22 protein-coding genes, 1 tRNA gene and 2 pseudogenes are annotated in these 26,317 nt (G+C 35.1%); 5 read left to right on the top strand and 20 right to left on the bottom strand.

Features of this window, described 5'->3' with window-relative positions; all coding sequences use genetic code 11:
• Nucleotides 1-83 precede the first annotated feature (83 nt).
• From JO40_RS03295 to JO40_RS03255, 9 genes and pseudogenes are all read right to left on the bottom strand, one after another.
• The gene (locus JO40_RS03295) at nt 84-1,373 is read right to left on the bottom strand and encodes a cobyrinic acid a,c-diamide synthase CobB (RefSeq protein ID WP_044977938.1); all 1,290 of its coding nucleotides are present in this window, start codon (nt 1,371-1,373) and stop codon (nt 84-86) included.
• Nucleotides 1,374-1,376: 3 nt separating this feature from the next.
• Nucleotides 1,377-2,045, bottom strand: a complete 669-nt coding sequence (locus JO40_RS03290; RefSeq protein ID WP_044977937.1) for a precorrin-2 C(20)-methyltransferase — start codon at nt 2,043-2,045, stop codon at nt 1,377-1,379.
• A gap of 1 nt (nt 2,046) precedes the next feature.
• A complete protein-coding gene (locus tag JO40_RS03285) occupies nt 2,047-2,802 on the bottom strand; it encodes a sirohydrochlorin cobaltochelatase (RefSeq protein ID WP_044977935.1) in 756 nt (251 codons plus the stop codon).
• 126 nt (nt 2,803-2,928) lie between these two features.
• On the bottom strand, nt 2,929-4,428 hold the full coding sequence (locus JO40_RS03280) for a M16 family metallopeptidase (protein ID WP_044977933.1): 1,500 nt from the start codon (nt 4,426-4,428) through the stop codon (nt 2,929-2,931).
• Nucleotides 4,425-5,888: a M16 family metallopeptidase gene (locus JO40_RS03275; protein ID WP_044977930.1), complete on the bottom strand. Its 1,464-nt coding sequence runs from the start codon at nt 5,886-5,888 to the stop codon at nt 4,425-4,427. The genes JO40_RS03280 and JO40_RS03275 overlap by 4 nt, the downstream gene beginning before the upstream one ends.
• 119 nt (nt 5,889-6,007) lie before the next feature.
• Nucleotides 6,008-7,252: an MFS transporter gene (locus tag JO40_RS03270; protein WP_044977928.1), complete on the bottom strand. Its 1,245-nt coding sequence runs from the start codon at nt 7,250-7,252 to the stop codon at nt 6,008-6,010.
• A gap of 10 nt (nt 7,253-7,262) precedes the next feature.
• Nucleotides 7,263-8,036 (bottom strand): ABC-2 family transporter protein, encoded by a 774-nt coding sequence (locus JO40_RS03265; protein WP_044977927.1) that lies wholly within the window; start codon nt 8,034-8,036, stop codon nt 7,263-7,265.
• Nucleotides 8,037-8,793, bottom strand: a pseudogene (locus JO40_RS03260) (ABC transporter permease).
• On the bottom strand, nt 8,790-9,779 hold the full coding sequence (locus tag JO40_RS03255; RefSeq protein ID WP_044977925.1) for an ABC transporter ATP-binding protein: 990 nt from the start codon (nt 9,777-9,779) through the stop codon (nt 8,790-8,792). Before JO40_RS03255 ends, JO40_RS03260 begins: the two are co-directional and overlap by 4 nt.
• Before the next feature lie 80 nt (nt 9,780-9,859).
• Between JO40_RS03255 and JO40_RS03250 the strand changes: the two genes are divergently transcribed.
• From JO40_RS03250 to JO40_RS03235, 4 genes are all read left to right on the top strand, one after another.
• Nucleotides 9,860-10,312: a GntR family transcriptional regulator gene (locus JO40_RS03250; RefSeq protein WP_084224509.1), complete on the top strand. Its 453-nt coding sequence runs from the start codon at nt 9,860-9,862 to the stop codon at nt 10,310-10,312.
• Nucleotides 10,313-10,329: 17 nt separating this feature from the next.
• Nucleotides 10,330-11,199: an ABC transporter ATP-binding protein gene (locus JO40_RS03245; RefSeq protein ID WP_044977923.1), complete on the top strand. Its 870-nt coding sequence runs from the start codon at nt 10,330-10,332 to the stop codon at nt 11,197-11,199.
• A gap of 1 nt (nt 11,200) precedes the next feature.
• Nucleotides 11,201-11,896, top strand: a complete 696-nt coding sequence (locus tag JO40_RS03240) for a hypothetical protein (RefSeq protein WP_044977921.1) — start codon at nt 11,201-11,203, stop codon at nt 11,894-11,896.
• A gap of 84 nt (nt 11,897-11,980) precedes the next feature.
• Nucleotides 11,981-12,976 carry a lipoate--protein ligase gene (locus JO40_RS03235; RefSeq protein ID WP_044979686.1) on the top strand — a complete coding sequence of 332 codons (996 nt, stop codon included), beginning with the start codon at nt 11,981-11,983 and terminating at the stop codon, nt 12,974-12,976.
• 57 nt (nt 12,977-13,033) lie between these two features.
• Here the strand turns inward: JO40_RS03235 and JO40_RS03230 are convergent, their stop codons facing one another.
• The 8 genes and pseudogenes from JO40_RS03230 to JO40_RS03195 all read right to left on the bottom strand — a co-directional run bounded on the left by JO40_RS03230 (nt 13,034) and on the right by JO40_RS03195 (nt 22,248).
• Nucleotides 13,034-15,721, bottom strand: coding sequence for an ABC transporter permease (locus tag JO40_RS03230; protein WP_044977919.1), 2,688 nt, complete (start codon nt 15,719-15,721; stop codon nt 13,034-13,036).
• Nucleotides 15,718-16,371 (bottom strand): ABC transporter ATP-binding protein, encoded by a 654-nt coding sequence (locus JO40_RS03225; protein WP_044977917.1) that lies wholly within the window; start codon nt 16,369-16,371, stop codon nt 15,718-15,720. Before JO40_RS03225 ends, JO40_RS03230 begins: the two co-directional genes overlap by 4 nt.
• A gap of 142 nt (nt 16,372-16,513) precedes the next feature.
• The gene (locus JO40_RS03220; RefSeq protein ID WP_245608977.1) at nt 16,514-17,377 is read right to left on the bottom strand and encodes a sensor histidine kinase; all 864 of its coding nucleotides are present in this window, start codon (nt 17,375-17,377) and stop codon (nt 16,514-16,516) included.
• Nucleotides 17,378-17,738: 361 nt separating this feature from the next.
• Entirely contained in the window at nt 17,739-18,407 is a 669-nt protein-coding gene (locus JO40_RS03215) for a response regulator transcription factor (RefSeq protein ID WP_044977911.1), read from the bottom strand.
• A gap of 76 nt (nt 18,408-18,483) precedes the next feature.
• Nucleotides 18,484-19,085: pseudogene (locus JO40_RS15155) on the bottom strand (ATP-binding cassette domain-containing protein).
• Nucleotides 19,069-19,461 carry a DUF1667 domain-containing protein gene (locus JO40_RS03205; protein WP_044977909.1) on the bottom strand — a complete coding sequence of 131 codons (393 nt, stop codon included), beginning with the start codon at nt 19,459-19,461 and terminating at the stop codon, nt 19,069-19,071. The pseudogene JO40_RS15155 and the gene JO40_RS03205 overlap by 17 nt, the downstream one beginning before the upstream one ends.
• Complete coding sequence (locus tag JO40_RS03200; protein WP_044977907.1) at nt 19,454-20,782, bottom strand: NAD(P)/FAD-dependent oxidoreductase; 1,329 nt, start codon at nt 20,780-20,782, stop codon at nt 19,454-19,456. Before JO40_RS03200 ends, JO40_RS03205 begins: the two co-directional genes overlap by 8 nt.
• On the bottom strand, nt 20,779-22,248 hold the full coding sequence (locus JO40_RS03195) for an NAD(P)/FAD-dependent oxidoreductase (protein WP_044979685.1): 1,470 nt from the start codon (nt 22,246-22,248) through the stop codon (nt 20,779-20,781). Before JO40_RS03195 ends, JO40_RS03200 begins: the two co-directional genes overlap by 4 nt.
• Before the next feature lie 113 nt (nt 22,249-22,361).
• Between JO40_RS03195 and JO40_RS03190 the strand changes: the two genes are divergently transcribed.
• A tRNA-Lys gene (locus JO40_RS03190) sits at nt 22,362-22,434 on the top strand.
• On the opposite strand, the gene JO40_RS03185 is transcribed toward JO40_RS03190, so the two are convergent.
• From JO40_RS03185 to pepF, 3 genes are read right to left on the bottom strand one after another with little or no spacing between them, the layout of a single operon-like run.
• Nucleotides 22,432-23,439, bottom strand: a complete 1,008-nt coding sequence (locus tag JO40_RS03185) for a Fic family protein (RefSeq protein WP_044977905.1) — start codon at nt 23,437-23,439, stop codon at nt 22,432-22,434. The two genes, JO40_RS03190 and JO40_RS03185, sit on opposite strands and share 3 nt — an antisense overlap.
• Before the next feature lie 48 nt (nt 23,440-23,487).
• Complete coding sequence (locus tag JO40_RS03180) at nt 23,488-24,405, bottom strand: M28 family peptidase (RefSeq protein ID WP_044977902.1); 918 nt, start codon at nt 24,403-24,405, stop codon at nt 23,488-23,490.
• A 21-nt stretch (nt 24,406-24,426) separates the two neighbouring features.
• Nucleotides 24,427-26,265: an oligoendopeptidase F gene (pepF, locus tag JO40_RS03175; protein ID WP_044977900.1), complete on the bottom strand. Its 1,839-nt coding sequence runs from the start codon at nt 26,263-26,265 to the stop codon at nt 24,427-24,429.
• Between the last annotated feature and the right edge of the window lie 52 nt (nt 26,266-26,317).

The following is a 26,317-nucleotide window of genomic DNA, read 5'->3' as shown; positions in this document are numbered from 1 at the left end:
ATTTATGAAATTATATTCTAGCCTCCTCTGCACTTTTATAATAGTGTGTCAATATATTTTTTTAGAAAAATAAAACTTACAATTTAAATTTTTATTAAATTATAAAAATTTTCAAGGCTATAGGTAAAATTAATGTTTTGAAAAAGACCTAGACAATTTTTGTATACATAAGCATCTTTAAAACTCAAAGTTGAGTAAGGTTTTTTAACTGTGAAAATGGGCGGAATTTCAGTTGATGCTTTTGATTTATGATATTCGGCGGCATTTAAGATTGTTCCTTTTTTTCCTAAAATGCAGTCTTGCATAAATTCAAGCTGTTTATATCCGAAATTTTGCAGAGTGCTTGTGCTCTCAACGGAACCTTGAAAAATTCCGCACATTTTAAAACCGTTAAGCTGTTCAAAAAGATAGGAAAGACCTTCGCCTTCAGCTAGGATTTTTCCGCCGGCTTCGGCGAATTTTTTTATTGCAGTTTTCATTTTAATATTTTGAGAAAGGGCTTCTTTATATTTATTTATTTGGCCGTTTCCGAAATATAGAAAGTCGCAGTCCGGCAGTTTACTATCTTTAAGCGGAGAAAAATAACTCACCTCCGTGCTGTTTTCAAGTAAAAATAAATTTTCGGAATAATATAAATTAAAGGCTTCATCCATTGCAATGGATGTACGCATTTTTGTTTTTTTTATTTCTACCTTGCTGCCTGTTTTAAGGGGCTTAAATAAATTTAAAAAATTTTTTATATCTATATTTTCTTTTACGATTTTATATAGAACATCTAAAAAGTGTTCTTCCTTTAACCTGTCGTCTATGTCCAGCCCCAGATTTGATTCCTTAATTTCAAACTCGGAAACTTTAGGAAAAAAACCTAAGACTTGCAGTTTAAGATTATCCTCAATCATTTTTTTATAAAGTGGAAAAAGTTTAGGATTTAGCTTATTAAGTATAATTCCTTTTATTCTGTTTTTTGAAAATTCAATCATTCCTTTGAGTTTTGGAATAAGCGTAAACATTTCGCCCTGCGGCGAGTAAACCAATACAATATCGCTCCCGATTTTTTCTGCCGTGTCAAAGGAAGAATTTTCTGAGGTAGCTCCCATTCCGTCAAAGCAACCCATTACTCCCTCAATAAGGGCGTATTCCGAATTGGAAATATTAAGTGAAAACTCCATACCTTTTTGTCCCATCATAAAGGGGTCGAGATTTCCGGCTCTTTTGCCTGAGATAATTTCCAGTATTTTACGGTCAACCTGATCGGGACCTGTTTTAAAAGCCGCAATATCAAAGCCTTCTTTTTTTAAAGAATAAAGAAGAGCTGCTGTAATTACCGTTTTCCCCGAATTGCTGTTCGGTGCAGATATCATTATGCCTTTCATCTTCTATATTCCTTTTTGTTTGCGGGCAATGATTAAGGATATATAATCTTCATCTTCTAAAATTTTTTCTTTTTTATCTTTGAAGAGGATTGATTCATGTTCCATTGTTGCCCTTTTTATGTAAACATAGTCAAAACCTTTTTTTTCAAATTCTTTTATTATAAGATTTTTTTGTTTGAATGTTTTTAAAAGAGCAATAGATGAAGATGAATTTAAAATTTTTTCATTTAAATGATCGGTGATTGTAAGTACCTCGCCTTTTTCCGCAAGAGGAATTTGTGCTCTTCCTGCAGCAGCCACTGCAGAAGGAATTCCTGAAATAATTTGTAAATTGATTTCGGGTATTTTAAAATAGGGCATCATGTAAATAAAGGTACTGTATATCGTAGGATCGCCTATAGTTAAAATAACAGTGTTAGAATTTTCTTTTGTTTTTTCTATTATGTTTTCAGCTTGAATTTTATAATCTTCTTCAGATACAAAGCCCATAGGAAAATCAAGAAGCAAAACTTTTTTACTCTTTATAAAATCTTTTACCGTATCTAAGGCCATATTCTTTCCCTTGTTGTTAGAAGCAAAAATGAGGTCTGCATTTTCAAGAGTTTTTACTGCCTGTAATGTAAGATATTCAGGGGCTCCGGGTCCTGTTCCTACGGCAAAAATATTTTTCATTTTAACCTCGGTTTAGATTTATTGTATTTTCTAAAGATTTATAAATAATTTTACGGATCATGGGATATTCGCCTAGACCTTTTAGATTTGCATTAACTTCGTAGCCTTCATTTTTTAAAATGGTGTACCAGCTGTCTTCTTCATCTCCTGCCATATCGTTATGTGCATGGTCGCCTGCAACCATCATAAACGGGTAAAGTTCAATTTTTTTTATTTTGCGTTCGGCAAGAATAGGCAAGATATCTTTTAGTTCTACGGAGCCTTCAACTGTTCCTATCAAGACATTTTCAAGACCTTGCGAATTGAGTTTATTTTGCATGATCTCGTAGAATTTATCTGCCTCATGTGAAGAACCATGTCCCATAAAAACTATTGCCGTATCATCTTGGGGCTTTTTTAACTCAAGATCTTTTATAATTTCATCCAAGTTTGCTTTTTCGTGGAGTAGGGGAAGCCCTAGAACCGTATTTTCAAATAAAAGTTTTTCATATTCTTCTCCGGGGATTATATGGGTAGGCTGTATGTAAATTTCAGAAAAACCTTGCTCCTTTAAATTATCTATGAGTTCTTTAGGAGATGGAATATTTATAGAATCCCTCTTTTTTAAAATTCCTCTTACCATGCGGGATGTATAGGTGTGAAAAATTTCATAATCTTTAAAATTCTCTTTGATTTCTTTTTCGATAACGTCTATAGTTTTTTTTCTTGTTTCGGTATAGCTTGTTCCAAAACTTGCAATTACGATGGCCTTTTTCATTTTCTTTCCTTATTTATTTTATTTGTAAATTAATTTGTTATCGTTTAGTATAATACTAAGGATATTAAAAATCAAGACCGATAAAGATTTTTAATCTTTTAATCGGTCTCGACTTTTAATTTTGAATTAAGGTTTTTGGATTACCTTAACGTTTTTATTTTTTATGTTCCCGGTAAATTTCATAAACTTGGATTTATCCAGTTTTGACAATGTTTCTTTATCGGCAACTACCATCCAGCTAACCTTTCCGTTTACTATATAATCATTTGTAACCCTTATTATATCCTCAGATGTAATTGCATTTATATTGTCTATCATTTTTAAATATTCATAAGGATTTCCATAATAAGCTTGGCTGTACATAATTTGAGCTGCTGCATCCGAATTGGTAAGTTGGTTCCCGAAAAAACCATTGATAAATTTGGATTTATAGGCTTCAAGGTTTTCGGCAATGGGTGCATAAGTATTTCCGCTGGATTGTGTTACGCTTCCTTCGCCTGATTTTATTCCCTGCCCCTTTAGATTAATTGTTTGTCCTGAAGCTAATACTGCAATCGCTTCATCAAAGGTTGTCTTTGCTTTTGTAGGTTTATCCGATTTAAAGACAACAAGGGAGCCGTAAGTTGAATTAAATCCGTGTGCGTTTGTCCATACCGAATAGCAGGCTGCATTTTGGGTTCTTACAATTTCAAAAAGAAGTTCGTTTAAGATTGTGTAAGTAAATCTTAATGTTGTAAAATCTTTTGATTGTACGGGCGGAATTATATAGTCGCCTCTTATGTAAGCAATCCCCTTAGACTCCTCAAAGGCTTCCGTAAAAAGATTTTGTTTTATGTCAAGCTTTTTTACTTCAGGTATCTCATTTTGCTTTACAGGAATTTTGCCTATGGTTTTATTTAATTGTGCAATTAGGCTTGAGGGCTTAAAGTTTCCGACTGCAACGATGAACATTCTGTCGGCTGTAAGTTTTTCTGTATACCATTGCTTTAAGTCTTCGATTTTCATAGCCGAAACGGAGCTTTCCGTTCCGTCCTTTTCGATAGAATAAGGATGACCCTTAAAAGTTTTTTCGTGAAGCTTTGTTACGGTAAAATCATAAGGATCGCTCATTCTTTTTTTAATATCCATCAAAGCCGCTTTCTTTACAAGCTCTAATTCTTTTTCATCAAAGACGGGATTCATAATCGAATCGGTAAAAACATCGAGCATTTGATTCCAATATTTATCTATTGTTGTTAAATTGAGCCATGAAAGATCTATACCTGTATTTGCGCTCATAGCACTTGAGTTTTCTGAAGATATTTTTTTTATGTCTTCATAAGAATATTTTTTTGAGCCCCGAAGCATCATACTCAAGGTTAGGGATTCCAAACCGTCTTTTCCTTCCGGAATAAGGGCAAGTCCGCCTGAGTAAACAACGTTCAGCGTGAAGATTCTATTGGTATCCTGTTTTTTTACAATTACCTTGATACCGTTATCCAAGCTGTATTCGCTTATCAAGGGAACATTGGACTTCATAAAACTGCTTGCAGTTTCAAGTCCCTCAATCTTCGGAGCAGGCGGAGTTGTTTTACATGAAAACAACAATACAATTATACATAGTGTAATAAATATCTTTTTTTTCATTTTTTATCTCCCCACCAAAAGCAATTTTCTCTGGTTATAAGATCAAAATTTTCTTGTTTAAATGCTTCTATTTCGTTTTTGTAGTCTTCGGTATTCATTCTTACAATGATAATCGGCTGATTTTCCAAAATATATTTTTGTAAAAATGAATCGATGTCGGCCTTCGTTACTTTATTCATATTTTTAAGATAATTGAAAAAATAATCGGCAGAGGCTGATGACCACCAAAAAGATAGAGTTTCAACAAAGTCATCCGGTTTTTCCAAGTTTAAAATTTCAGCGTCTTCTAATTGGCTTTTTACAATTTCAAATTCTTTTTTTTCAAAATAGGCGGCATCATTCTTTGTTTTTTCGATTTCGGCATAGATTGCTTTTTGAAAATCTTTAGCACGTTTTCCCGTCGGACTTGAAAGATCAACAAAGGCTACTGTGCCGAAGCTGATTTGACCTCCATCCCTTTGGGTATAATAATTTGCCCAAGTCTGATCTTTTTCATAAAGACTTGGAACGGCTTCAAAGATATTCTTTTTAAATTTACCTGCCGGCAGCCCATAGAGCGAGCCCCAAATATCGGCTGCATAAGTCGGTTTGGGTTCCCTAACTACATCCGGTCCCCTCATGTACATATAAAAAACAACCATACCTTTATAGAAACTGGGATCCGGATATACGAGATAAAGCGGTTCTTTTATAGCAGGGAAAGCTTGAGGATCAGGCATGGGATTCCAAGGGTCTTTACCTCTTTCCCAATCGCCGTAGTATTTTTTTACTTCATCGTAAACATCTTTAGGATTTACATCACCTGCAACAAAGATTGCCGCATTATTGGGAATATAATAAGTCTTTTGCATCTCTTTAAGCATTTCGGGCGTTGCAGCTCTGATGACCTCATCATATCCTCCGACATCACGCCTCCACGGATATTTTGAAAACATTCTTTTTGTTAAAGTTTCGGAAATAGGCACTCCCGGATTAGCCCTGTTTCCGTTGATTTCGTTGCATACTACATCTTTTTCGATTTCAAGTTCTTCTTTATCGAAAAGAGGATAGCGCATTGCATAAGACCAAAACTCCAAGCCCTTATCGGTTTTTTCGGACGGTAAGGTTATGTAGTAGGTTACATATTCGGTGGAAGTTCCTCCGTTCCAGCCTGCTACACCCAGCTCCGTCATGGCTGCAGCAAATTGAGTTTCTGTTTGATACTTTTTATTTCCTTTAAAGAGCATGTGCTCATATAAATGGAAAATGCCGCAAGTTTCCGGTGTTTGGGTAAGGGCACCGCACCTAAAAGTAACCTGAATACGGGTAAGAGGCACTGCATGGTTTTCGAGTACGAAGAGCTCCAAACCGTTGTCAAGTTTAAAAAAGCTCAATCCCGGAACAGGTGTGGATTCGGCAAACACAGGGCTTATCAGCATTAAAATGATAAGCATTGCCGAAAAAACTTTAATACGTTTCATTCAATTTCCTCCATAAAAAATATTGGATCTAAAGCATTATCCACTAGATCATAAAATAATTGTAACACAGGTATTAAAATTTTTCCAGCTAAAAAGTATTTTTTTAATTTTAGAGAAGTTTATTTATTGTCTCCATAATCGGGCAGTCTTTTTTCGATACTTGTTACGGTTTTGTTTAAACGCATGAGAAGACAGCTTATAATCAGCAAGATTCCAGATATAATAAAGATGAGGCCTATACCTCTGCCTTTTTCATTCATAAGAGGTTCAAAAACATAATCGGCAAGGGGGCCTGCACATAGATATGCAATCGGTGTAATTGCCGCTAAAATGGCAGTCATAAGGGCTCCGACTCGTCCTAAAACATTTCTTTCTATCTTAATTTGAAAAATAGACATGAGGAGGGTGTTTACATAGGGAACGGGAAACATAAAGATAAAAAAGCCGGCCGTAATGATAATCCGGTTGAGTGTTGTTCCTGAAATTATAGGACCTATGCTGCACAAGGATAATATTAAAAGAATGCGTTTTATTTTATTTTTAGTATCGGGGATGAGGCTTGAACAAAGTCCTCCTAAAAGCATGGCAAGGCCTATACCGGCTTGTACATTACCGTAAGCTTGAGAGTTGTAAACACTCATCATAAGCGGGCCTAACAAAATCATTGAAAGGTTTGCAATAAAATTTAAAAAAGCAAAAAAAACTATCAGCTGCATTAAGCCTTCTTTTTGTATAAGATATTTCCATGCGTATTTCAGATCTTTAAGAGCCGCTAAAACTAAAGAGTCCTTTGTTTTTTCAATTAATGGCTGAGGTATTTTTATAAAAGCAATGGAAGCTAAAGCAAAAAAGAATGAAACAAAGTCGATGATAAATAATCCTTTTAATTCTATCAGCGGATATAAAAAGCCTGCGATAACAGGAGCTAATAAATTTTGTATTGCAGATGAAAATTGTAAAAGTCCGTTAGCTCGTGTAAGCTTATCGGTAGGTACAAGCATGGGGATAGATGCGCCAAAGGCCGGATTTTGAAATGTGCCCAATGTCCCTGAAATAAATACCAACGGGTAGACCATCCAGAGTTCAAGTTTGTTAAAGATGAGAAGGGTAACTATTAAAATTTTTAAAAAGGCATCGATACTGTCAGTAAGAAGAATAATAGCCTTACGTTTTTTTCTATCGGCAATTGAACCTGCAAAAGGGGCAAACAATAAAGCCGGTAATACCGTGCATACTGCACTCATTGCAAAGGATGCTGCACTCCCCGTTTTTTGAAAAATCCATATTCCGAGTCCGAAGGCAGAAAGAGCCGAACCTAACATCGAAATAAATTGTCCGAACCAAATAATCATAAATGTCTTCATTGTGTTTCTCCTAAAACCCTATTCCTTCATATTTTTTTATACTTTTTATAAATAATAGATATCCGATTATAAATATAATTATGGAATATATCGGTAAAAGAATAAATTTAATATTAAATGAATATTTAGATAAACTAAAAGCCGCAGGGTAAAATGCTATCATCGAAACAGGAAATATATATGTCAGAATAAATCGAATAAACGCACTATAAATAGATATGGGATATTGAGCAAAATCAAGCATATCCATTAAGGGTGAAAAAGCTTCTTCTATTTTAGGATATTTTATAGAAAAAGATGAAACTATCAAAAATATGCCGATAATGCCGAGAGTTCCTGCACTTAAAAATAAGAATAAAGATAAGATAGTTATTATGCCTAAATTTAGGGTATGAGCCGAATATATAAAAATTAATAAACCGGTAATAATTCCAAAGACTTCGGATAGAGCAAAATTATCAAAGGTAATATATAAAAAAGGATTAACAGGAAGTTTTAATACCAAACTTAATTTACCTTGCAGTATATAAGTATTTGAATACCAAAGTGTCCAAGCAAAAAAGCAATAAAAAACATCGACTGACATTGTATATAAAGAATAAATCAGCAAACACTCTTCTCTATTAAAGCCTTTTATTTCAAGAGTTTTGTTAAAAATAAAAACAAGAACCAATATTCCCATTATGGAATTTAAGGCTCTAACAATTAACCATAAAATAGAATCATTTTTAAAAGAAAGCTGTTCTTTTATTTTTAAAACCAAAAGTTTATAACAATAATTCATTTATCCGCCCATTATCTCTATTTTTTTTATTGCCGTCCTATGAAAAATACAGGTAAACACCAAAAGAAAGAATATCCAATATAATTGTTTTGATATTAAATTAAATGATTTTAAATTGCTGTTATTTAAAACCTCAATAGGAATTTGATACAGTACTTTAAACGGTAAATAATTTAAGATTTTTTGCAAAACTTCAGGAAAAAAAATCAAAAGGAATCAATGCACCTGAAAAAAATAAAAATAAAATATTTTTAATTTGAATAAAGCCTTCATTGTTACCATAAAAAAATACGCATAAACCGATAATATAAGCCGTAAACCAATTAAATAAATATGCACAAAAAACCGAAAAAATAAATAAACATAAGTTTATGATGCCGTGATAGATGTTCACATCAAAAAATAAAATTAAAACTATAAGCAAGGGCAGGGATTTTAATATAAATCTTGTAAGAGCTGCTGCAAAATCTTGTAAAAAGATATTAATGCCGAAATTAATCGGTCTTAATAAAAGAAAGGAAATAGAACCGGTTTGATAAATCGTTTGAAAATATCTATCCGTATTTACGCTGATAAAAGAACTGACTATAGTTATAATTGAAAAATAAGAAATATAGTCCGCATTTCCTATTTGAGACCAAACCGAAGATTTTATTAAAAATAAAAACAACAAGGAGAATATAGAAAAAACAGCCGATATTTTAAAATATAAGAGCTGTTTAATATTTAAAGAAATAATTCCCAGTAAATATTTCATTCCGTTTTTTTATCCTTATAATAATTTAATAAAATTTTAGAAAAATCTTCATTTTCAATTTTTATATCATAAATATTTTCTTTATCATCTAAAGAATTAAAAATTTCTTCCATTGTAGTCTGTTTTTCAACTTCAAACGAAATACTGTTCTTTTGAAGATCTTTATCTATAATGTTAAAATTGCTTTGTAGTTTTTCGGTTAAATTAATATGCTTTTTATACAAAAGTGTAACAATTTTAGACTTATCGTAATTTTCTATAAATTCATGAGTTCTTATATCTTCTTGTAATTTTCCGTTGTTTAAAACCAATAATCTTTCAGATAAATTGATTATATCATCTGAATTATGGGAAATTAAAATTAAAATAATATCATTAGATTGTTTATAAGTTTTTATCAGATTATAAAATTGTTCTTTTACTTCAAGGTCCAAGCCTATTGTCGGCTCATCTAAAAGAAGGATTTTAGGATTATGAAACAAAACCAAAGCGATTTCGCACTTCATTTTTTGTCCTAAAGACATTTCTCTAATCGGCTTTTTTAAAAGATTTTCAAGTTTAAATAAATCAATAAGAGTGTTAAGTCTTTTATTTGCTTCGTTTTTTTCAATTTTATAGATAAGTCTAAAAAGCTCTAAGGACTCTCTAAAAATCATATTTTGATAGAGCTGGCTTCTTTGACCAAAGATGACGCCGATATTCCGTTTGTATTCCTTTTGATTTTCATAGATGTTTTTATGATTGAATAAGATTTCGCCGCTCGTAGGCCGCAAAATACCCGAAATAATTTTTATTAAGGTTGATTTTCCCGAACCGTTTTTGCCGACTATCGCAACATTTTCATTATTTTCAATTTTAAAAGAAATATCCGTTAAAGCCTTAACTTCAGAATAATCGGGTTTAAACATATCTTTTACGATACCTAAAAGGCCGAATCTTCTTTCCTGTGGTTTATATGTTTTGTCAATATTTTTAAGTTCTATCATACTTTAAGGTAGATTATGACAAACATTATTAAAAATGTCAAGATTTTTGTCTTTAAGTAACTTTAAATTTTTATATTAAAATGTATCTTTTTTCAATTTCCCTCTTGACAAAGATTGTTATTCTGTATATATTTAATATATACAGAATAACAGGAGGCAGAGTAAGAGTGAATATTTTTTTAAATAATTCTTCAGGGGTTCCTCTTTATGAGCAGCTTTCAGAACAGATAAAAAATCAGATTTTATCAGGCGCTTTAAAAAAAGAGGAGCCGATGCCTTCGATGAGGGCTTTGGCGGCATCTTTGCGTGTGAGCGTCATCACTACAAAGCGGTCTTATGAAGACTTGGCCCGCGAGGGCTTTTTGTATTCGGTTCCTGCGAAGGGGTATTTTGTTGCCGATGTAAATTTTAAAAAGATTGAAAAATCAATAAAAAAAAGTATTGAAGAAAAATTAAAAGAAGTTTGCGGTCAAGCAAAAAAAATTAATTTAAATGCTGAGGATTTATATGAAATCCTTAGGCGTATTTATTAGGTTTATAGGGGGTGTTTATGATATCCGATGATGTATTAAAAATCGAAAAACTTAAATTTTCGATAGGACACGGTAAAAAGGCTTTTTCGTTAAACGATATTTCTTTTTCGGTTCCGAGGGGCTGCGTTACGGGTTTGATAGGAGAAAACGGTGCAGGGAAAACTACTCTTATCCGCCTCCTTCTTGATATGTACTTGCCTGAAAGCGGAAAAATCTTCCTCTTTGGTGAGGAACTTAAAAGAGAGAATATAGAAATAAAGGAAAAGATAGGCTTTGTTATAAACGATAATTTCTTTTCTCCATTATATACGGCTAAAAAGGCAGGAAAATTTTTAGCGGGAATTTATAAAAATTGGAATCAGGCTCTTTATGAAAAATATCTAAGCGATTTTAAAATTCCTCCTTCAAGATTTTTGACTGCCTTGTCTTCGGGAACTATGCAAAAACTTCAAATTGCTATAGCCCTCTCCCACGGGGCAGAGCTTTTGATTTTAGATGAGCCTCTTAATTTTTTAGATCCCGTTTCCAAAAAAGATTTTTTGGATATTATAAGAAATTTTATGCTTGATGGAAATCATTCGATTTTAATTTCGAGCCATCAAACAAATGAGCTTGAAAAAATTTGCGATGAAATTGTTTTTATAAGTAAAGGCAAAAAAGTTTTCGATTCTTCGTTAGAAAATATTTATAAAAATTACGGTCTTTTAAAAATAGATGAAAAGGCTTTTAAATCTTTGTATAGTAATGATTATATAGGTCATAGAAGAACGGATTATGCTTATGAGGTTTTGGTTTCGGATAAAGACGATCAAAAATTTGGCGGAATGGTTTGCGAAGATGCAAGCCTCGAAGATATTATGTATTTTTATATAAGGAGAGAAATCTAAGATGAAAAAAATAAGGGCGATTATATTTAATTCTATTAATAGTGTAAATTTTATGTTGGGCGGAATTTTTTGTTTAATTGGTTTTATCGAAATGATTGTCGGTCTGCTTATCTCAATACCGCAGGCAATGAGGATATTGTTTTTTCAAGGGCTAATATTTTTTTGCTATGGCCTTATCATAAATCAACTTAGTCTATATGATCAAATTTCGATTTTTATCTTAACGCCTGTAAGAGGAAAAGATATTTTTAAGGCTAAACTTATTTATTCGATTCTTACTTCTTTTTTTGCACTTATGTTTTTAGGCCTCATTTTATTTTTAATAAATATTTTCATTCCTATAGGGGACATTAAATTTATGATTTTTATAGGGCTTGTGTTGTTTCCCCTTATAATTTCTTTTAGTATGATCTTATCGGCCTTATCCATTAAAGGCGGCCTTCTAAGATTTATTATTATCATGATTGTAGGATACGGCTTATTTCCGGCAATATCTATGACGATTATTTCAGGTTTACCTAAATTGGAATTTATAAAATCTTTTTTTGAAAGAGTGCATTATCCATTATTCCTTCTTGCGGTTTATATTGTTTCTTTACTTATTATTTTGATTTCTTATTTTATAGGTAAAAGGAATTTTAACAAATTCAGGTTTAAAAGTTTTATGATTATGAATCAACGGAACAGGCAGGGATAGGGAGAGGCATTTTTGAATAGAGGTAAGATAATCGGATTGGATACTCATATTGAATAAAAATTTATTTTATTGTATAATGCTTTTATGAAATACTTAGAAACTTATTCAAATGATCCTGAATATAATTTGGCTTTTGAGGAATATTGTTTTAGGCATCTGCCGCTTGAAAACGATGAATACTTTTTTTTATGGCAGAATGGGCCTGCCGTAATTATAGGTAAAAATCAAAATGCTTATCAGGAAGTAAACGATGACTATGTGAGAGGACATAATCTTAAGGTTGTCCGCCGCATAACCGGAGGCGGGGCCGTATATCATGACCTCGGTAATTTAAATTTTTCTTTTGTTGCAAAAACAAAGGAAAATCAAACGATTGATTTTAAACGCTATTATATTCCGATTATAAATGCTTTGGAAAAAATCGGCGTTAAGGCGGAGCTTTCCGGCAGAAATGATGTTACTATCGACGGACAAAAATGTATCGGTGCTTCACAGTCTGTTTGGCAGGGCAGGGTTTTGAGTAACGGCTGTATTCTTTTTGATGTCCGCTTGGAAGAACTTTCAAAAGCTCTTAATGTGCGTAAAGAAAAGCTTGAATCAAAGGGCGTAAAAAGCGTTCGGGCCAGGGTTACAAATATAAAGCCCCACTTAAAGCGGGATATTTCGGTTTCGGATTTTAAGGCCGAATTATTAAAAGCTATCTTTGAACTTGAAGGTCAAGAACCTGTAGAATACAAACTTTCCGCTTCGGAGCTTGAGGGTGTAAAAAAAATATATGCCGAAAGATTTTCCCTTAAAGAATGGAACTATGGAGCTTCTCCCAAGGCCGAATACTCCCACTATGAAAGGTTCCCCATAGGAAGCATTGAGGTGTTTTTTAACATTAAAAATGCAAAGATTTCCGGCTTAAAAATTCACGGAGACTTTTTCGGTACAAAGGATGTTGCCGAAATTGAAAAACTCTTGGAAGGCTGCGAATACGAAAAAAATGCCGTGAGCAAAAAACTTGCAGAAACCGATTTAAAAGCCTATTTCGGTGCAATCGAAAAAGACGAATTTATTGGAATGTTTTTTAGATAAATATGAGAGCAAGGAGTTTATAAATTATTCTAAACTCCTTGCCCGAGAATCTTGACCTTAAAACTTATCTATCTCGCTTATTATTTCTCCTCCTGTAACTTCTTTTTTGCCGAAATGGTATGAACTGATAATCGAGGCGCTTAAGCACAAACTGTAAAATAAGAAAAAGCCCCAATTAAATGAAAGTAAAAAATTTAAAACAAAAACTTCATCAAATCTGATAATAAAGATTGCAGCAATCCCTAAAAAGAATGGAAGAGCTTTTAGGAGCGGTTTGATTAAAAATCCGGCAGCCTCTTTATAAAAAAGGTTTGCGATTATGTTTGAATCGGCTCCGACAGATCTTAAAATTGCAAACTCGTTTTTTCGTGTTCTTAAATTAAGCATAATTGCAGAATAGCTGTTTATGCAGCCTGCAAGCAGCACCAAAAATAAAAATGAGAAAAAAACAGCTTTAAAAAAATTATTGCTGCTCTCAGCTGAAAGTTTTTCGATAAAAATGTCTGACTGCCAATATATATTTTCTCCTCGCAGGGCGGACTTCATTATCTGCTCAATGGTTTTCCGTAAAGGGACTATATTTTCTTTTTCCGTTTTTAAAAAGAGAGAATATAAAAGACCGTCTCGAAAAAATTCTGCGTTTTCCTTATCAAAGGCAATTTGAGCCTTGCGGAGTTTTTCAGCCTTTTCAATCGGTAAGATTAAAAGAACGGAATAGAGCGGAACCTTTGTTTCTATCAAATCGGTATCGCTTATGGTTTTTCCGATAAGAATCGGAACTTGAGTTTTAGAACTATCTTCTTTTTGAGATTCCGTAGAAGGCTCTAATTTTTTTTGTAAGGAACAATGTATTTCTTTTATGTTTGAATCGAGGAGGGGGATAAATTGTGAATTTCTATATGGAATGCGCCAATCCTTTTGTACACGGTTTACAAGAATTGCCTTATAAGAATCTTCCGCATAATAGGAAGCTTCATCTTCCCCTATAGAAGTTAAAAATTTTTTAAAGGTCTCATTGTCAAGCCCGTATATCTTTGCATTAAGTTTTTTACTTTTACCTTCCTTCCAAAAATATCTTCCCTGATGTTTTTGTTCAAACCAAGACTCTTCTTTAAACTGAGCGGAAATATTTTCATCGGAACAAATGAACCAAGAATCTAAAGATACATAATAGTAAGAAGATAAACACTCTTCTCTGTTTTGAATGGGATAAAAAATATTTTTAGCGGAGCAGTCGAATTGTTCATCTTCATTTACCAAACAATAGCTCAGTTTTATCTCATCTTTTGACTCATAATATTTATGGTCTTCTCGAATAAAATTTACGGTAATTAAAGTCAATAAGCTGAAGAGTAAAATATATGAGATAAAAATTGCATTGCTCGTGCCTCTAAATGTTCTAAAATTATTTTTGCGGTTTTCTTTTTCCCAAGCTCCATCGGTAAAAACTTTTCGTTTATATTTTTTTGATTCTTCTATATTTCCTTTTAATGAGTCTATGATGTTTATTTTTGAAAGCCTGACAGCCGGTATAAGCGAAGCTATGAGTACCGTAAGAAAAGAAAATATTATAACAAAAATAATCGGTAAAATACCGAATTCGTATTGAGGCATCGAAAAAATATCGGTGTTTTCTGCCATAGCTGAATTTGCAATTTTATTAATTTGCTTAAACAAAAAGATATTAAAACCTATACCTGAAAGAATACCGGTCAAGATAGGCGGAATGCTTAACAATACAGCTTCCAATAAGATACTATTAAAAATATGTCCCTTTCCTGCTCCTATGCTTTTTAACATGGCTATCTGTTTAATTCTCTTTGCTGCCCAAACTTCAAAAATATTGTAGATAAGATAAACAAAGATGAGGGTTAAAATAATGAGTCCTATTAAAAATTTTAAAATTAAACTTTCCATTTCGGAACGCCCCTTGCGTAAGGGATCTTTTATTCCGTACATATCCAAAAGCGGAGTATTTATAAAAATTTTATAGCTTCCGTCTTTGTTTCGCTCAAATCCTAAGTTTTCAGTAATTTCAAATAATTTTTTATAAGCATTTAATTTGGAAGTTAAAAAAATATTTACGGCAATGGTTTCATCTTTTGTTAATGAGGCAGAATCAAAAAGATAAAATCCCATTGATGCTCTTTGGTTTATGCCGGGAAAATTTAAAAAGGAACCGCATATTTTAAGAGAGATTTCTTTTTTTTCGATAAACTCTTCTCCGCTTATGGGAGAGTCAAAGGCTAAAAGTTCATTGTCCTTGTACATTCTTTTACCCAAGCTCAGTTTTATTGTATCCCCGACTTTAAGATTCGGATTTTGATTTAAAAAAAAGCTGTTTACAATTATTTCGTTAGGGTTTTGAGGAAGCCTTCCTTCCGTTATAAATTCATCACCCGAAAAATCATCCCAATATCTTTTATCTCCGCTCCTGATAAAAATATAGTTATTTGACTTGTCTTCTTTTAATTTACCGCAATAAGCCGCTCCTTCAAGACTTATGGATTTTACATTTTGGTTTTGCTCTACTATACCGACCTTGCTCATAGGAATCTCATAGGTTTGAGCATCCCAAGGGTTTGTTTTTTTTATTGCCTTAAAAGAATCCATTAAAACACTGTACACAAAAAAGATATAAGCGTTTATTAAAACTACGGCTGCAGTGATAGAAAGAAATAAAGCAATACCGCTTTTTCTGTTTACTTTTACATAATTTGAAGTATATTCTCTGATAATGCTCATAAAATTTCTCCGTCTTCGATTTTAATAATTCTATCGGCTTCTAAGGCAATTCTTTCGTCATGGGTTATCATAATAATTGTCTGCTTATAGTTTTTATTCGATAATTTTAATAGGCCGATAATTTCATCGCTGTTTTTTCTGTCCAAGTTTCCCGTCGGTTCGTCTGCTAAAAGAATTGAAGGGCGGTAAATTAAGCTGCGTGCAATGGCAACTCTTTGCTGCTGTCCTCCTGAAAGCTCACTTGGAAAAGAATTCAGTTTTTCTTTTAATCCCAATACCGAAATTATTTCATCAAAATAATTTTGATCCGGATTTTTTTTATCAAGTAAGATGGGCAATAGAATATTTTTTTTTACAGATAAATTGGGAATCAAATTAAAGAATTGGTAAACAAGGCCTATCTTTCTTCTCCTAAAAAGAGCTAAGTCCTTTTCTTTTAAGGCTGAAATGTCCTCTCCGTCTATGTAGACCGTACCGGATGTGGGCCTATCCACTCCTCCCAAGATATGTAAAAGAGTTGACTTCCCCGAACCGCTTGAGCCCATTACTGCAACAAATTCTCCCCGTTCGATTGAAATACTTACGCCGTTTAAGGCCCTCACCTGATTGTTATAAATCTTAGTCAAATTTTCAGTTTTTAATATCTGCATAAGTCCTCCTGATTATCAATATGCCATATAATCCGTATTTTTTTTACTGCTTATAATAATTTATAATTGTGATAAATTTGTGACAAATGGAAAAAATATTTGTTAGGTCTAAAAATCTGAGAAAATTTTTGTAAGATGTCCCTTATTCTTTATAAAATTTAACAATAAAAACCGTACCTGAATTTGTGTTTTCGGCTCGGATTTCGGCATTGTGTTTTTTTAAGATAGTTTGGCTCATCGCAAGGCCTATGCCGAAGCCGTTGCCTTCATTTGTTTGGCCCTTATAAAAGCGGCGGAAGATGGTTTTTAAGTCGGGAGCCGGTATTTCAGGCCCGTCATTTTCAAAAGAAACTTGGGTATAAACTGCATTGTCTTTTGCAGAGATAGAAATATTTTTTACTTTGGGATAAAGGTCAGAAAAGTTTTTTATTATATTTAAAAAGGCTTCGGAGAGCCAGTAAAAGTCTCCCTTTATTTTAATTCCGTTTAAACTCAGTTGAGGTAAAAGGCCTTTTATTCTTAAATTATCTTCGATGCTTTCCATAGAATGGATTAAACATTCTTCAAGTAAAAATACTTCCTTTTTCATTTCAATACTTCCAGAATCAAGGCGGGCAAGTTTTAAAAGCACCTCAGTTAAATTTTCCAAACGGGTAATTTGTTTTTTTATTTTTTGAAAATGTGCAGTCTTTAAAATATTTGTATCGGCTTTATTATCTTCTAAAAGCTCGAGCATTAAATTTATTGAAGTAATAGGTATTTTAAGTTGATGAGCTATGTTTTCAAGGTTTTCTTTATATTCTTCTTTATCGTTTAAGGCAGTCAAACGGGTTTCAGTCAAAAGAATAAGGCTCTTATATATTGAATCCTCCAATAGAGAAAATTCATCTTCTTTTTCCTTATAGAATTTATAATCTCCTTTTTTAATTTTTTCTGCCGTAGAAAGAATAGAAGATATTCTTTTTTTTAATTTTTTACTTTGGTATCGGTTGTAAACTAAAAACAAGGCAATCGTTATTATTGAGGATAGGCCGCAAAGTAAAAAAAGGTCATAAACTTTATTTTTAAAAATAATAAAACTTTTGATGTATCCGTGTTTTCTTAAAATTTCTTTTCCTTTGTCTTCTTTAGTCTTGTCTTTAGTTTTTAAGCTTGAAAGTAAAATTTTTTCAATGGACTTATCTTGATTATCGGGTGTGCTGTTTTCACTATTTATACTATCATCTATTGAGCTGCTTGCTCCGATTATTTGTGCTAAACTTAAATAAAATTTTTTTCGGTTATTTTATAAATAAAAATTATAAAAAAATTTACAAACAGTAAAATTATAAATAAAAAGCAAATGCCGGTTTTGGTATAAAATCTTTTCATAATTCAAACCTATAGCCTATTCCATGAATTGTTTTTAATAGAGGTTCGTCCAGCTTTTGCCTGAGTCTCCTTACGGTTGCAGTCAAGGTATTGTCGTTTACAAAATTATCTTTTGAATCCCAAATTAATTCTAAGAGGCGGGGCCGGGTAAGGGTTTGATTTGCATTTTCCATAAATAAGAGCATAAGAGTAAATTCCTGCAAGCTTAATTCGATTTCTTTTTCGTTTTTAAAAAGTCTTTTTTGATTTTTATCCAGTTTATACTCACCTAAAACAATTATTTCATTTGAGGAATGTCTTGTTCTGCGTAAAACCGCATTTATCCTTGAATGTAATATTGAAAGCTTAAAGGGCTTTGTAATATAATCTTCAGCTCCAAGATCAAGCCCTTCTACGATATTTTTTTCATCGTTCTTTACCGTTAGAAAAATTACAGGAGTATCCGTCTCAGTCTTTATATATTTAAGAAAATTTCTTCCGTCTCCATCCGGTAAATTGATATCCAAAATTATCAAGTCGAAATCTTCGTTTAACCTTTTTTTTGCTTGGGCAATACTATCCGCAAGAGTAAGCTCAAAATTTCTTTTGGATAAATACTCTTTTATACCGAAGGCTATATCCTCGCTGTCCTCTACCGATAATATTTTTACAGTTTCTTTTGACATAATAAAACTATAACAGAATAAAAATAGGCAGTCAAGTATAATTGGTATGGATGAGTTTTATAATTTTAGGTAAGGCTTATATCTCAATTATCTTGTCGGCGATTTTTTTTGCAAAGGGTGCATCGTGGGTTACGCAGACTGCGGTGCGCTTTTCTTTTTTGACAATCGATAAAAAAAGATCGGCAACCTTGTACTTATTTTTTTCGTCGAGGGAATCGAATGCTTCATCGAGAAGAAGAAGCGGAGCGGGATAGCTTAGCGCTCTGGCAAGCCCTGTTCTCCTTTGCATTCCTCCTGAAAGCTCGGCGGGTAAAAAGTTTTCAAAGCCGGAAAGGCCTAAAGCTTCTAAATAAAAAAAAGCCTTTTTTTATTTTCAAGTTTTGAAGAATTTTTTGAATTCAAAACATATTCTATATTTTCTACGGCAGTTAGATGAGGAATAAGGCGCATGTCTTGATAGGCCATTGCATAGTTTCCGCGAGCCGGCCGGTTTTCTATTCTTCCCGATTTTAATTCAAGATTCCCTGAAATAATTTTTAAGAGGGTGCTTTTTCCGGCCCCCGATTCGCCTAAAATACAGGTAACTTTTTGTGCAAGGATTTCAATATTAAGATTTTGAAAAACCTTATGCTTTGAGTAATAAAAAGTTCCCTCATGTATTTTAATCGGCCTTTCCATTTTTTACCCTTACTGAGCGGCTTGCGACTATATCTATTCCTGTGTTCAGTACATTTTCAATTATCACATCGCCCATCTTTTTAGGAGCCTGAGTTTTGACGGTGTTTATTTCTTTCATTACATCGAAGATTAAGGCCTTAGGAATTGGACTTGAGGTTTTTACTGGAAGGGAGGAAAGAACTCCGCCCTCGATTATTACGGTAGAGCTGATGTTTCTTCTAGGGTCTTTAATTTCCTGCATCGCGTAAAGTTCGCCGCCCTTGCATAAATTTCCTGTAACGGTAATTTCTCCCGACTCTTCTTTAAATACCGAAAGTTTACAGCCCCGCGGACAGGACACACATGTAAATTTTTCTTTTATCAATTCTCTACTCATCTAAAATTACCTCCGCAGTTATGTCTTGTGTTAAGCCCTTTAAAGTAATAAAGTTTAGGGGAATGTTTATCATCTCGGACGGAACCATCTGACTTGTTTTCTTTTGTGCAAGAATTTGTTCACCCGATTTGATTATCAGGCGGGCATTTTTATAAACCGAGTCAACTCTCATAAAGAGGGATGCTCCGTCGATGTTCCCCGTATTTATTTTATTTGGAACAATGTAGCGGATTCCTTTTTTAGCTATTGTTTTAATAAAAGCGGAGCCGGAGGTATTTGTGCCGAATTTGTTTTCCGTGCTTTCACCCTTTTTATTTTTTTGAGCAAAAAGGGCTGCGTTTTTTCCGGCAGTTCTGCTTTCTTTTGTGACAAAGTCTACAATGTCATGAACATGGAGAACATTTCCGCAGGCAAAGATTCCGCTTGTTTCGGTTTCCATTCCGTTATCGACAAAGGCTCCGTTCGTTATCGGATTGAGAGCAATGCCTGCCTTTTGGGTAAGTTCGTTTTCGGGGATTAGGCCTACGGAAAGGAGTACCGTATCACAGGAAAATTCTTTTTCGGTTCCGGGGATTTCCTTAAAGGAAGAATCTATTTGGGCTATTGTAACTCCTGTAACCCTGTCCTTTCCGTGGACGCAGGATATGCTATGGCTTAAAAAAAGCGGAATACCGTAGTCTTCAAGGCATTGGGCTATGTTACGGTTTAGGCCGCTTGAGTAGGGCATGATTTCGACAACAGCCTTTACCTTAGCTCCTTCCAAGGTCATGCGGCGGGCCATGATTAAACCGATATCTCCTGAGCCGTAGATTACTACTTCTTTTCCGACAGAAAAGCCTTCGATGTTAATAAGGCGTTGGGCCATGCCTGCATTAAAAACGCCGGATGGGCGGTAACCTTTTAGTGCGATAGCTCCTGCCGTGCGTTCTCGGCAGCCCATAGCAAGTACGACAGCCCCTGCTTTTATTTTTTTTAATCCTTGTGCGCCGATGAAAGTAATTTCTCTTTCCTTTGTTAAGTCTATTACCATTGTATTGAGGAGGATATCTATGTCTTCTTTTTTTACCATGTTTATAAAGCGTTCTGCATATTCGGGGCCGGTTAATTCTTCTTTAAATTCGTGAAGGCCGAAGCCTGCATGGATACATTGATTTAAGATTCCGCCGAGTTCAAAATCCCTTTCTATTATAAGAACGGAAGATGCTCCGTTTTTTTTGGCTTCGAGGGCTGCCGCCAAACCTGCAGGGCCTCCGCCTATAACGGCGACCTCGTATTCGTTCTTGCAATTGCTGCAATCTTTTTTATCGTTTATGTTTATCATTCCGCACCGCCCTTTAGTTTTCCGTAAACAATCGGAGAATTTCTTCTGTCCTTTTGAATTTTTTCGATAGGGATTTTTAATTCTCTTGAAAGAATTTGGAGCACATGGGGCTCGCAAAAGCCTCCCTGACATCTTCCCGAACCGGGGCGTACCCGCCTTTTTATGCCGTCAACCGTGCGGGCTCCCGCAGGGCGGTGAATGGCCTCAACGATTTCGGCTTCGGTTACGGTTTCGCAGCGGCAGATAACATGGCCGTAGAGCGGATTTTCTTTTATAAGAGAATCCTGTTCTTCTGCACTAAGGCCGGCAAAATGTCTGATTGCTCTTCGATTTTCGTTAAAGTTTTTCTTTTTATTGAAGGGAATTTTTAAGTCATCGGCTTCTTTTTTTACGAGCTCTGCAACATATTCTCCGATGGCGGGAGCCGAGCTCAACCCCGGTGATTCGATTCCGCCTGCGTGTATAATTCCTTTGGAATTTTTTGAAGCATATATCATAAAGTCTCCCGTATCGGGCCTTGCCCTGACTCCTGCAAAAATACGGATGGTGTTTTTAAAATTGAGGGAGGGTACGGTTTTTAGAGCCTTTTCTTCTACCTGAGCCAAACCTTGGGCTGAAACGGAAGTGTCTTCAACATCTTCGATATTTTCTGCTGAAGGGCCGACTAAAAAATTCCCATGATAGGAGGGAAGAACTAAGATGCCTTTTCCCATCTTTGAGGGGGCCTGAAAACATATATGATTTACAAGGTTGGTATAGCTTTTATCGAAGAGGCGGTATTCCCCGCGGCGGGGGAGAATTTTAAAATCTTCATCTCCTGCCATCTTTGCAATCTTATCGGAGTAAAGTCCCGCTGCATTTATCACCAGCTTGGTTTTAAAACTTTTTTCTTCCGTTTTGCTTGATTTGGTTTTGATTGTATAGGCTTCGTTTTCTTTTTCAATTGCGGTGACCTCGTTTTCGGGAAGAAAGTCAACTCCGTTTATTACGGCATTTTCCATAAAGGCTGCCGTCATATCGAAGGGACAGATGACTCCGGCTGTTCCGCAGTAGAGGGCTCCCAAGGCTTCTTTTGAAAGATTGGGTTCTTCCTTTAAAAGCCTTTCCCTGTTCCAGATTTCCAAGCCTTCAACTCCGTTTTTTAAACCTCGTTCGTAGAGGGTGGAAAGTTCTTTTTGATCTTCTTCGTTAAAGGCGATTACAAGAGAGCCTAATTGTTTAAAGCGCAGATCCAATTTTTCTTTTAAGCTGCGCACTAAAAAATTACCTCTTACATTTAGCTTTGCCTTTAAGGAGCCTTCCTTTGCATCATAGCCCCCGTGGATAATTCCGCTATTGGCTTTGCTTGTACCGCAGCCGAATTCCAATTCTTTTTCGAGGACGGCAATTTTTAATTCGTACTTGGAAAGTTCCCGTGCAATGCAGGCTCCTACAACCCCTGCTCCGATTATTATTATATCGTACATACCTTTCGATAATATCACTATTTTTAGCCTTAGTCTATATGAAAAAAACAATTTTTATCCGGTATAGCATTGACTTTTTTTTTAGATTTTTATATAATCAAATCTCGTTTTACGGGCCATTAGCTCAGCTGGTAGAGCAACAGACTCTTAATCTGTGGGTCGCAGGTTCGAAGCCTGCATGGCTCAATTTTTTAACTGCTTTTCGTCCATAATTTGCCAATAGCCGTTTTTGTCGGCACCGATGCGTTTGATTATACCTGCTTTTTTTAGTTCCGAAATTTTTCGGCTTATGGTTGCCCTCGATTTTGACATTTTTTCAGCTAGCTGTTCATATGATATTTCAGGATTTGCTTTTAAGCATTTTAGTATCTGATTTACAGTATCATTTACAGTATCATTTACAGTATCATTTACAGTATCATTTACAGTGCTTTTTTTGCGGCTGTTTTTCATTGTTTTGACTATTATTTCAAGCATAAAATCTATAAAAATACCTGAATCGTTTTCATCCGTGCTTTGCTCAAGTGCCTTATAATATGCCGCTTGATTTTTTAAAATCATATTTTCGATGGGGAGGTGAATAAATATAGGATTCCAATCTGCAAGAATTCTGGAGTGCCATAAGCGTCCCATTCTTCCGTTTCCGTCTTCAAACGGATGAATAAACTCAAACTCATAATGGAAAACGCAGCTTTTTATAAGGGGATGATAATCGCTATTTTTAAGCCAATCGAATAAATCGCTCATTAAAAATGGAACGCGATCGGCAGGGGGAGCTATGTGACTTATGCCGTTTTTTCCGGCTATACAGACTCCTCCTTTTCTAAAGTGTCCCGGATTATCGAGAAGACCCATAGTTAAAATTCCATGAGCTTTTAATAAATCTTTTTCTTTATAAGGATTGAAGGTCATACATTTTTCATAAACCTTAATTGCATTCTTTACTTCTTGAACTTCTCGCATGGGGGCTATGACATGTTTTCCCTCAATTAAGGCAGTAACCTGTTCTTCGGTTAATGTATTACCCTCAATTGCAAGAGACCCCTGTATAGTTTTCATCCTGTTTATTTTACGCAGTCTTACACCGTCTTCTTGTTCAAGTCTTATTTTAAAGCGTTCCATATCTGCGGATATTTGAGAAATCAAATTTATAGCTTTTGACGTAATTTTAAATGGAGGTTCATAGCTCATACTTCTATTATAGAAGATTTTTAAGATGTAGTTAAGTAGTTTTAAATTTTAGCGGTAATTCTCCGTCAAGATGTTAAGATATTTTTCGGTGAGGGTAAAGGCTTCGCTATTAAGAGTTTCAATCATGTCATCAGAGGTATGCATTAACTGCCATGTAAATGGAATTATTTTTTCGAAGGGGGAACCTTGAGGCGGTTTTTGATTTTTTATTACCATTTCCGTGAGTTCGCTGATGGCTGTTTTGTTTTGGCCGGTGAGTTTTTCTTTCGGGAGGCAGTGTAAAAGAGTCTCGGCTTCTTTTCTTGGAAGAACGGTTATGACCTGCGCACAAAGGCCTGCGGCAATAAAGCCTGCATTGTCGCTATAAGCCGTCAGCATTGAAAGCCATTGATTGGGACAAGCTCTTTGAGCAAAGAGACCCGCCCTTTTATGCAGCTCGTCCAGCTTCTTTGTTTTTACTTCATCCCGTCCGAAAATACCCGAACGGGAGAGAATTAGGGTATCGCCTCTTCCGCACATGTCGAATACAAAGATATCGTCCTCATCCATTTTAAGTTTTTTTAAGCCTGTTCCGAGAGTGTATGCTCCTTGTTCTTTAAGGCCTGCGGCTCCTGCTTCTTCCCCATCCGTAAAGATGATTTTTATGTTGTGAGGCTTTGTGTAAGAGCATAGTTTTTTTGCAAAGTTCATGAGGATAAAACAAGAGGCTGAATTGTCGTTAGCACCTTGGGTATTTGGAGCTCTGTCATAGTGGGATACAAGGGTTTTCATTTTAAAGTTCTTATCGTAAAATTGTGCAGGGTATTTTATGATGATGTGTTTTTTTTGTGCAAGGTTTACTATGCTGTGGGGAACATTGTGAGCACTTAACCACTGCGATATAAAATCACAGCGGTTAAGGTCTTTTTTTAAAAAGGCTTTAAACAAATCGGAATTAAGCGGATTATTTTCATTTTCCTTAATCATCTTTGTTAAAGCCTTTTAGTTTTATTTTTTTAATTCTTCAAGAGCTTTTTCGAGTTCGTTTACGATCTTTGCAAAGTTATCGCATGCTGCCTGTACCGGAGCCGGATTTGCCATGTCCACACCTGCAAGTTTTAGCGATTCAATCGGATAGCGTGAGCCTCCTGATTTTAAGAACTTAAAGTAGTCTTCGCGTTCTTTATCTCCGCCTGAGCAAACTCTTTCGGCAAGAGCCATCGAAGCCGAAATGCCTGTCGCATATTTGTAAACATAGAATGCCCTGTAAAAATGAGGAATCCTCAACCCTTCCAAATCGCTTACATCTTCGAATACCATTTCCGGCCCGAAATAGAGTTCCAGAAGTTTTTTGTATTCGCTTCTTAAATTTTCGACTGTGAGAGGCGTTCCGCTTTCAACAAGAGCATGAGTAATTCTTTCGTACTCTGCAAACATGGTTTGTCTGTAGAGGGTTGCAAGAATATCGGAAGCCCTAACGCTTAAAAGATAGGCTCTCATTTTCGGGTCGGTACTTGTTTTAAGCATGTGCCTGAATAAAAGCTCCTCGTTAAAGGTAGAGGCAACTTCGGCTTCAAAGATGGTGTAGTGGTAGCAGGGGTAGGGGTTGTTTCTTACCGAATACCATGAGTGCATGGAGTGCCCGCCCTCGTGCACAAGGGTGAATACATCACGGATAACATCTTCTTTGTAGTTCATAAGAATGTAGGGATCGCTGTCATATCCGCCTGCCGAAAAGGCTCCTGAGCGTTTGCCCTCATTTTCATACTTGTCAACCCAACCGTTTAAAAGACCGTTTCGGATTGTTTTAACATATTCTTCTCCAAGAGGTTTGAGGGCTTCGGTGATGATGCCGACTGCTTCATTATATGGGGTAACTTTTTTTACCTCGCTGACTAAGGGCATATATACATCGTAGTGCCGGAGCTCTTTTAGTCCTAAATGTTTTTTTAATAGACTGTAGAATTTATGTAAGGGTTTTAAATTCTTGTGAATGGTGTCTATGAGGTTGTCATAAACAGCTGTAGGCACCTTGTCTACATAGAGGGATTTTTCTCTGGCAGAAGCATAGCCCCGTATTTTTGCAAGGGCGACATTTTGCTGAACCTGTCCCGTGTACAGGCTTGCGATTGTGTTTTTATGTGCACCGTATGTGCCGTAAAGCTGTTTATAGGCCTTTTCGCGCAAAGCTCTGTCGGGATTTTGCATAAACTTTGAATAAGAAGATTGAGTTAGTTTTATATCGCCTTCTTTTGTGGTAATAGTACCGAAATCAAAGTCTACATTGGTTAGAACCGAAAAGGCTTGGCTCGGCGTGCCATGGGGCTCTCTTAAAAGGCTTAAAATCTTCTCTTCCTTGTCTGAAAGGGTGTGGGGTTTTAGGTGCAAGGTTTTTTCCAAGGAAACCTTAAAATCGGCAAAATCCTTTCCGGTGGGACTTGAAGGATCAATCCATGAACGGATTTTTTCTTCAGGGATTTCCATGATGGCGGGCATGAGCCAGCTGGTCGCAGCCGAAAGTTCCGTAACGGTCATCATGTATTTACTTAGCCGTTTGATGTTTTCGGGGTCTCCCTCGTTTGAAGATTTTTGTAAAAAGGCATAGTTTCCGACCTTTTCGGCAATTCTATCAACTCCTGTTGAAGCCTTTAGGCAGGCAAGCAGGGTTGCCGCATCGATTGTTTCAGGCTTGGAAAAAGCTTCTTTATATTTTAAGATCTCTTTTCCGCCTTCCGGAATGGAAGCAAGAGCCGCTTCCCATTCTTTGTCATTCTTAAAAAGTAATTCAATATTCCATTTGTCGCTCTTGGCGATCTCGGAACGTTTAGGTGTTGTTGAGTTTTTCATGTAATTACTATACAACAATGCCGGCAAATAGGCAAGTTCTTTTCTTAAAAAA

Source organism: Treponema putidum (assembly GCF_000755145.1).
Taxonomy (GTDB): Bacteria; Spirochaetota; Spirochaetia; order Treponematales; family Treponemataceae; genus Treponema_B; species Treponema_B putidum.
Note: the sequence above shows the minus strand (reverse complement) of the source record. Positions and strands in the feature narration are given on the sequence as shown.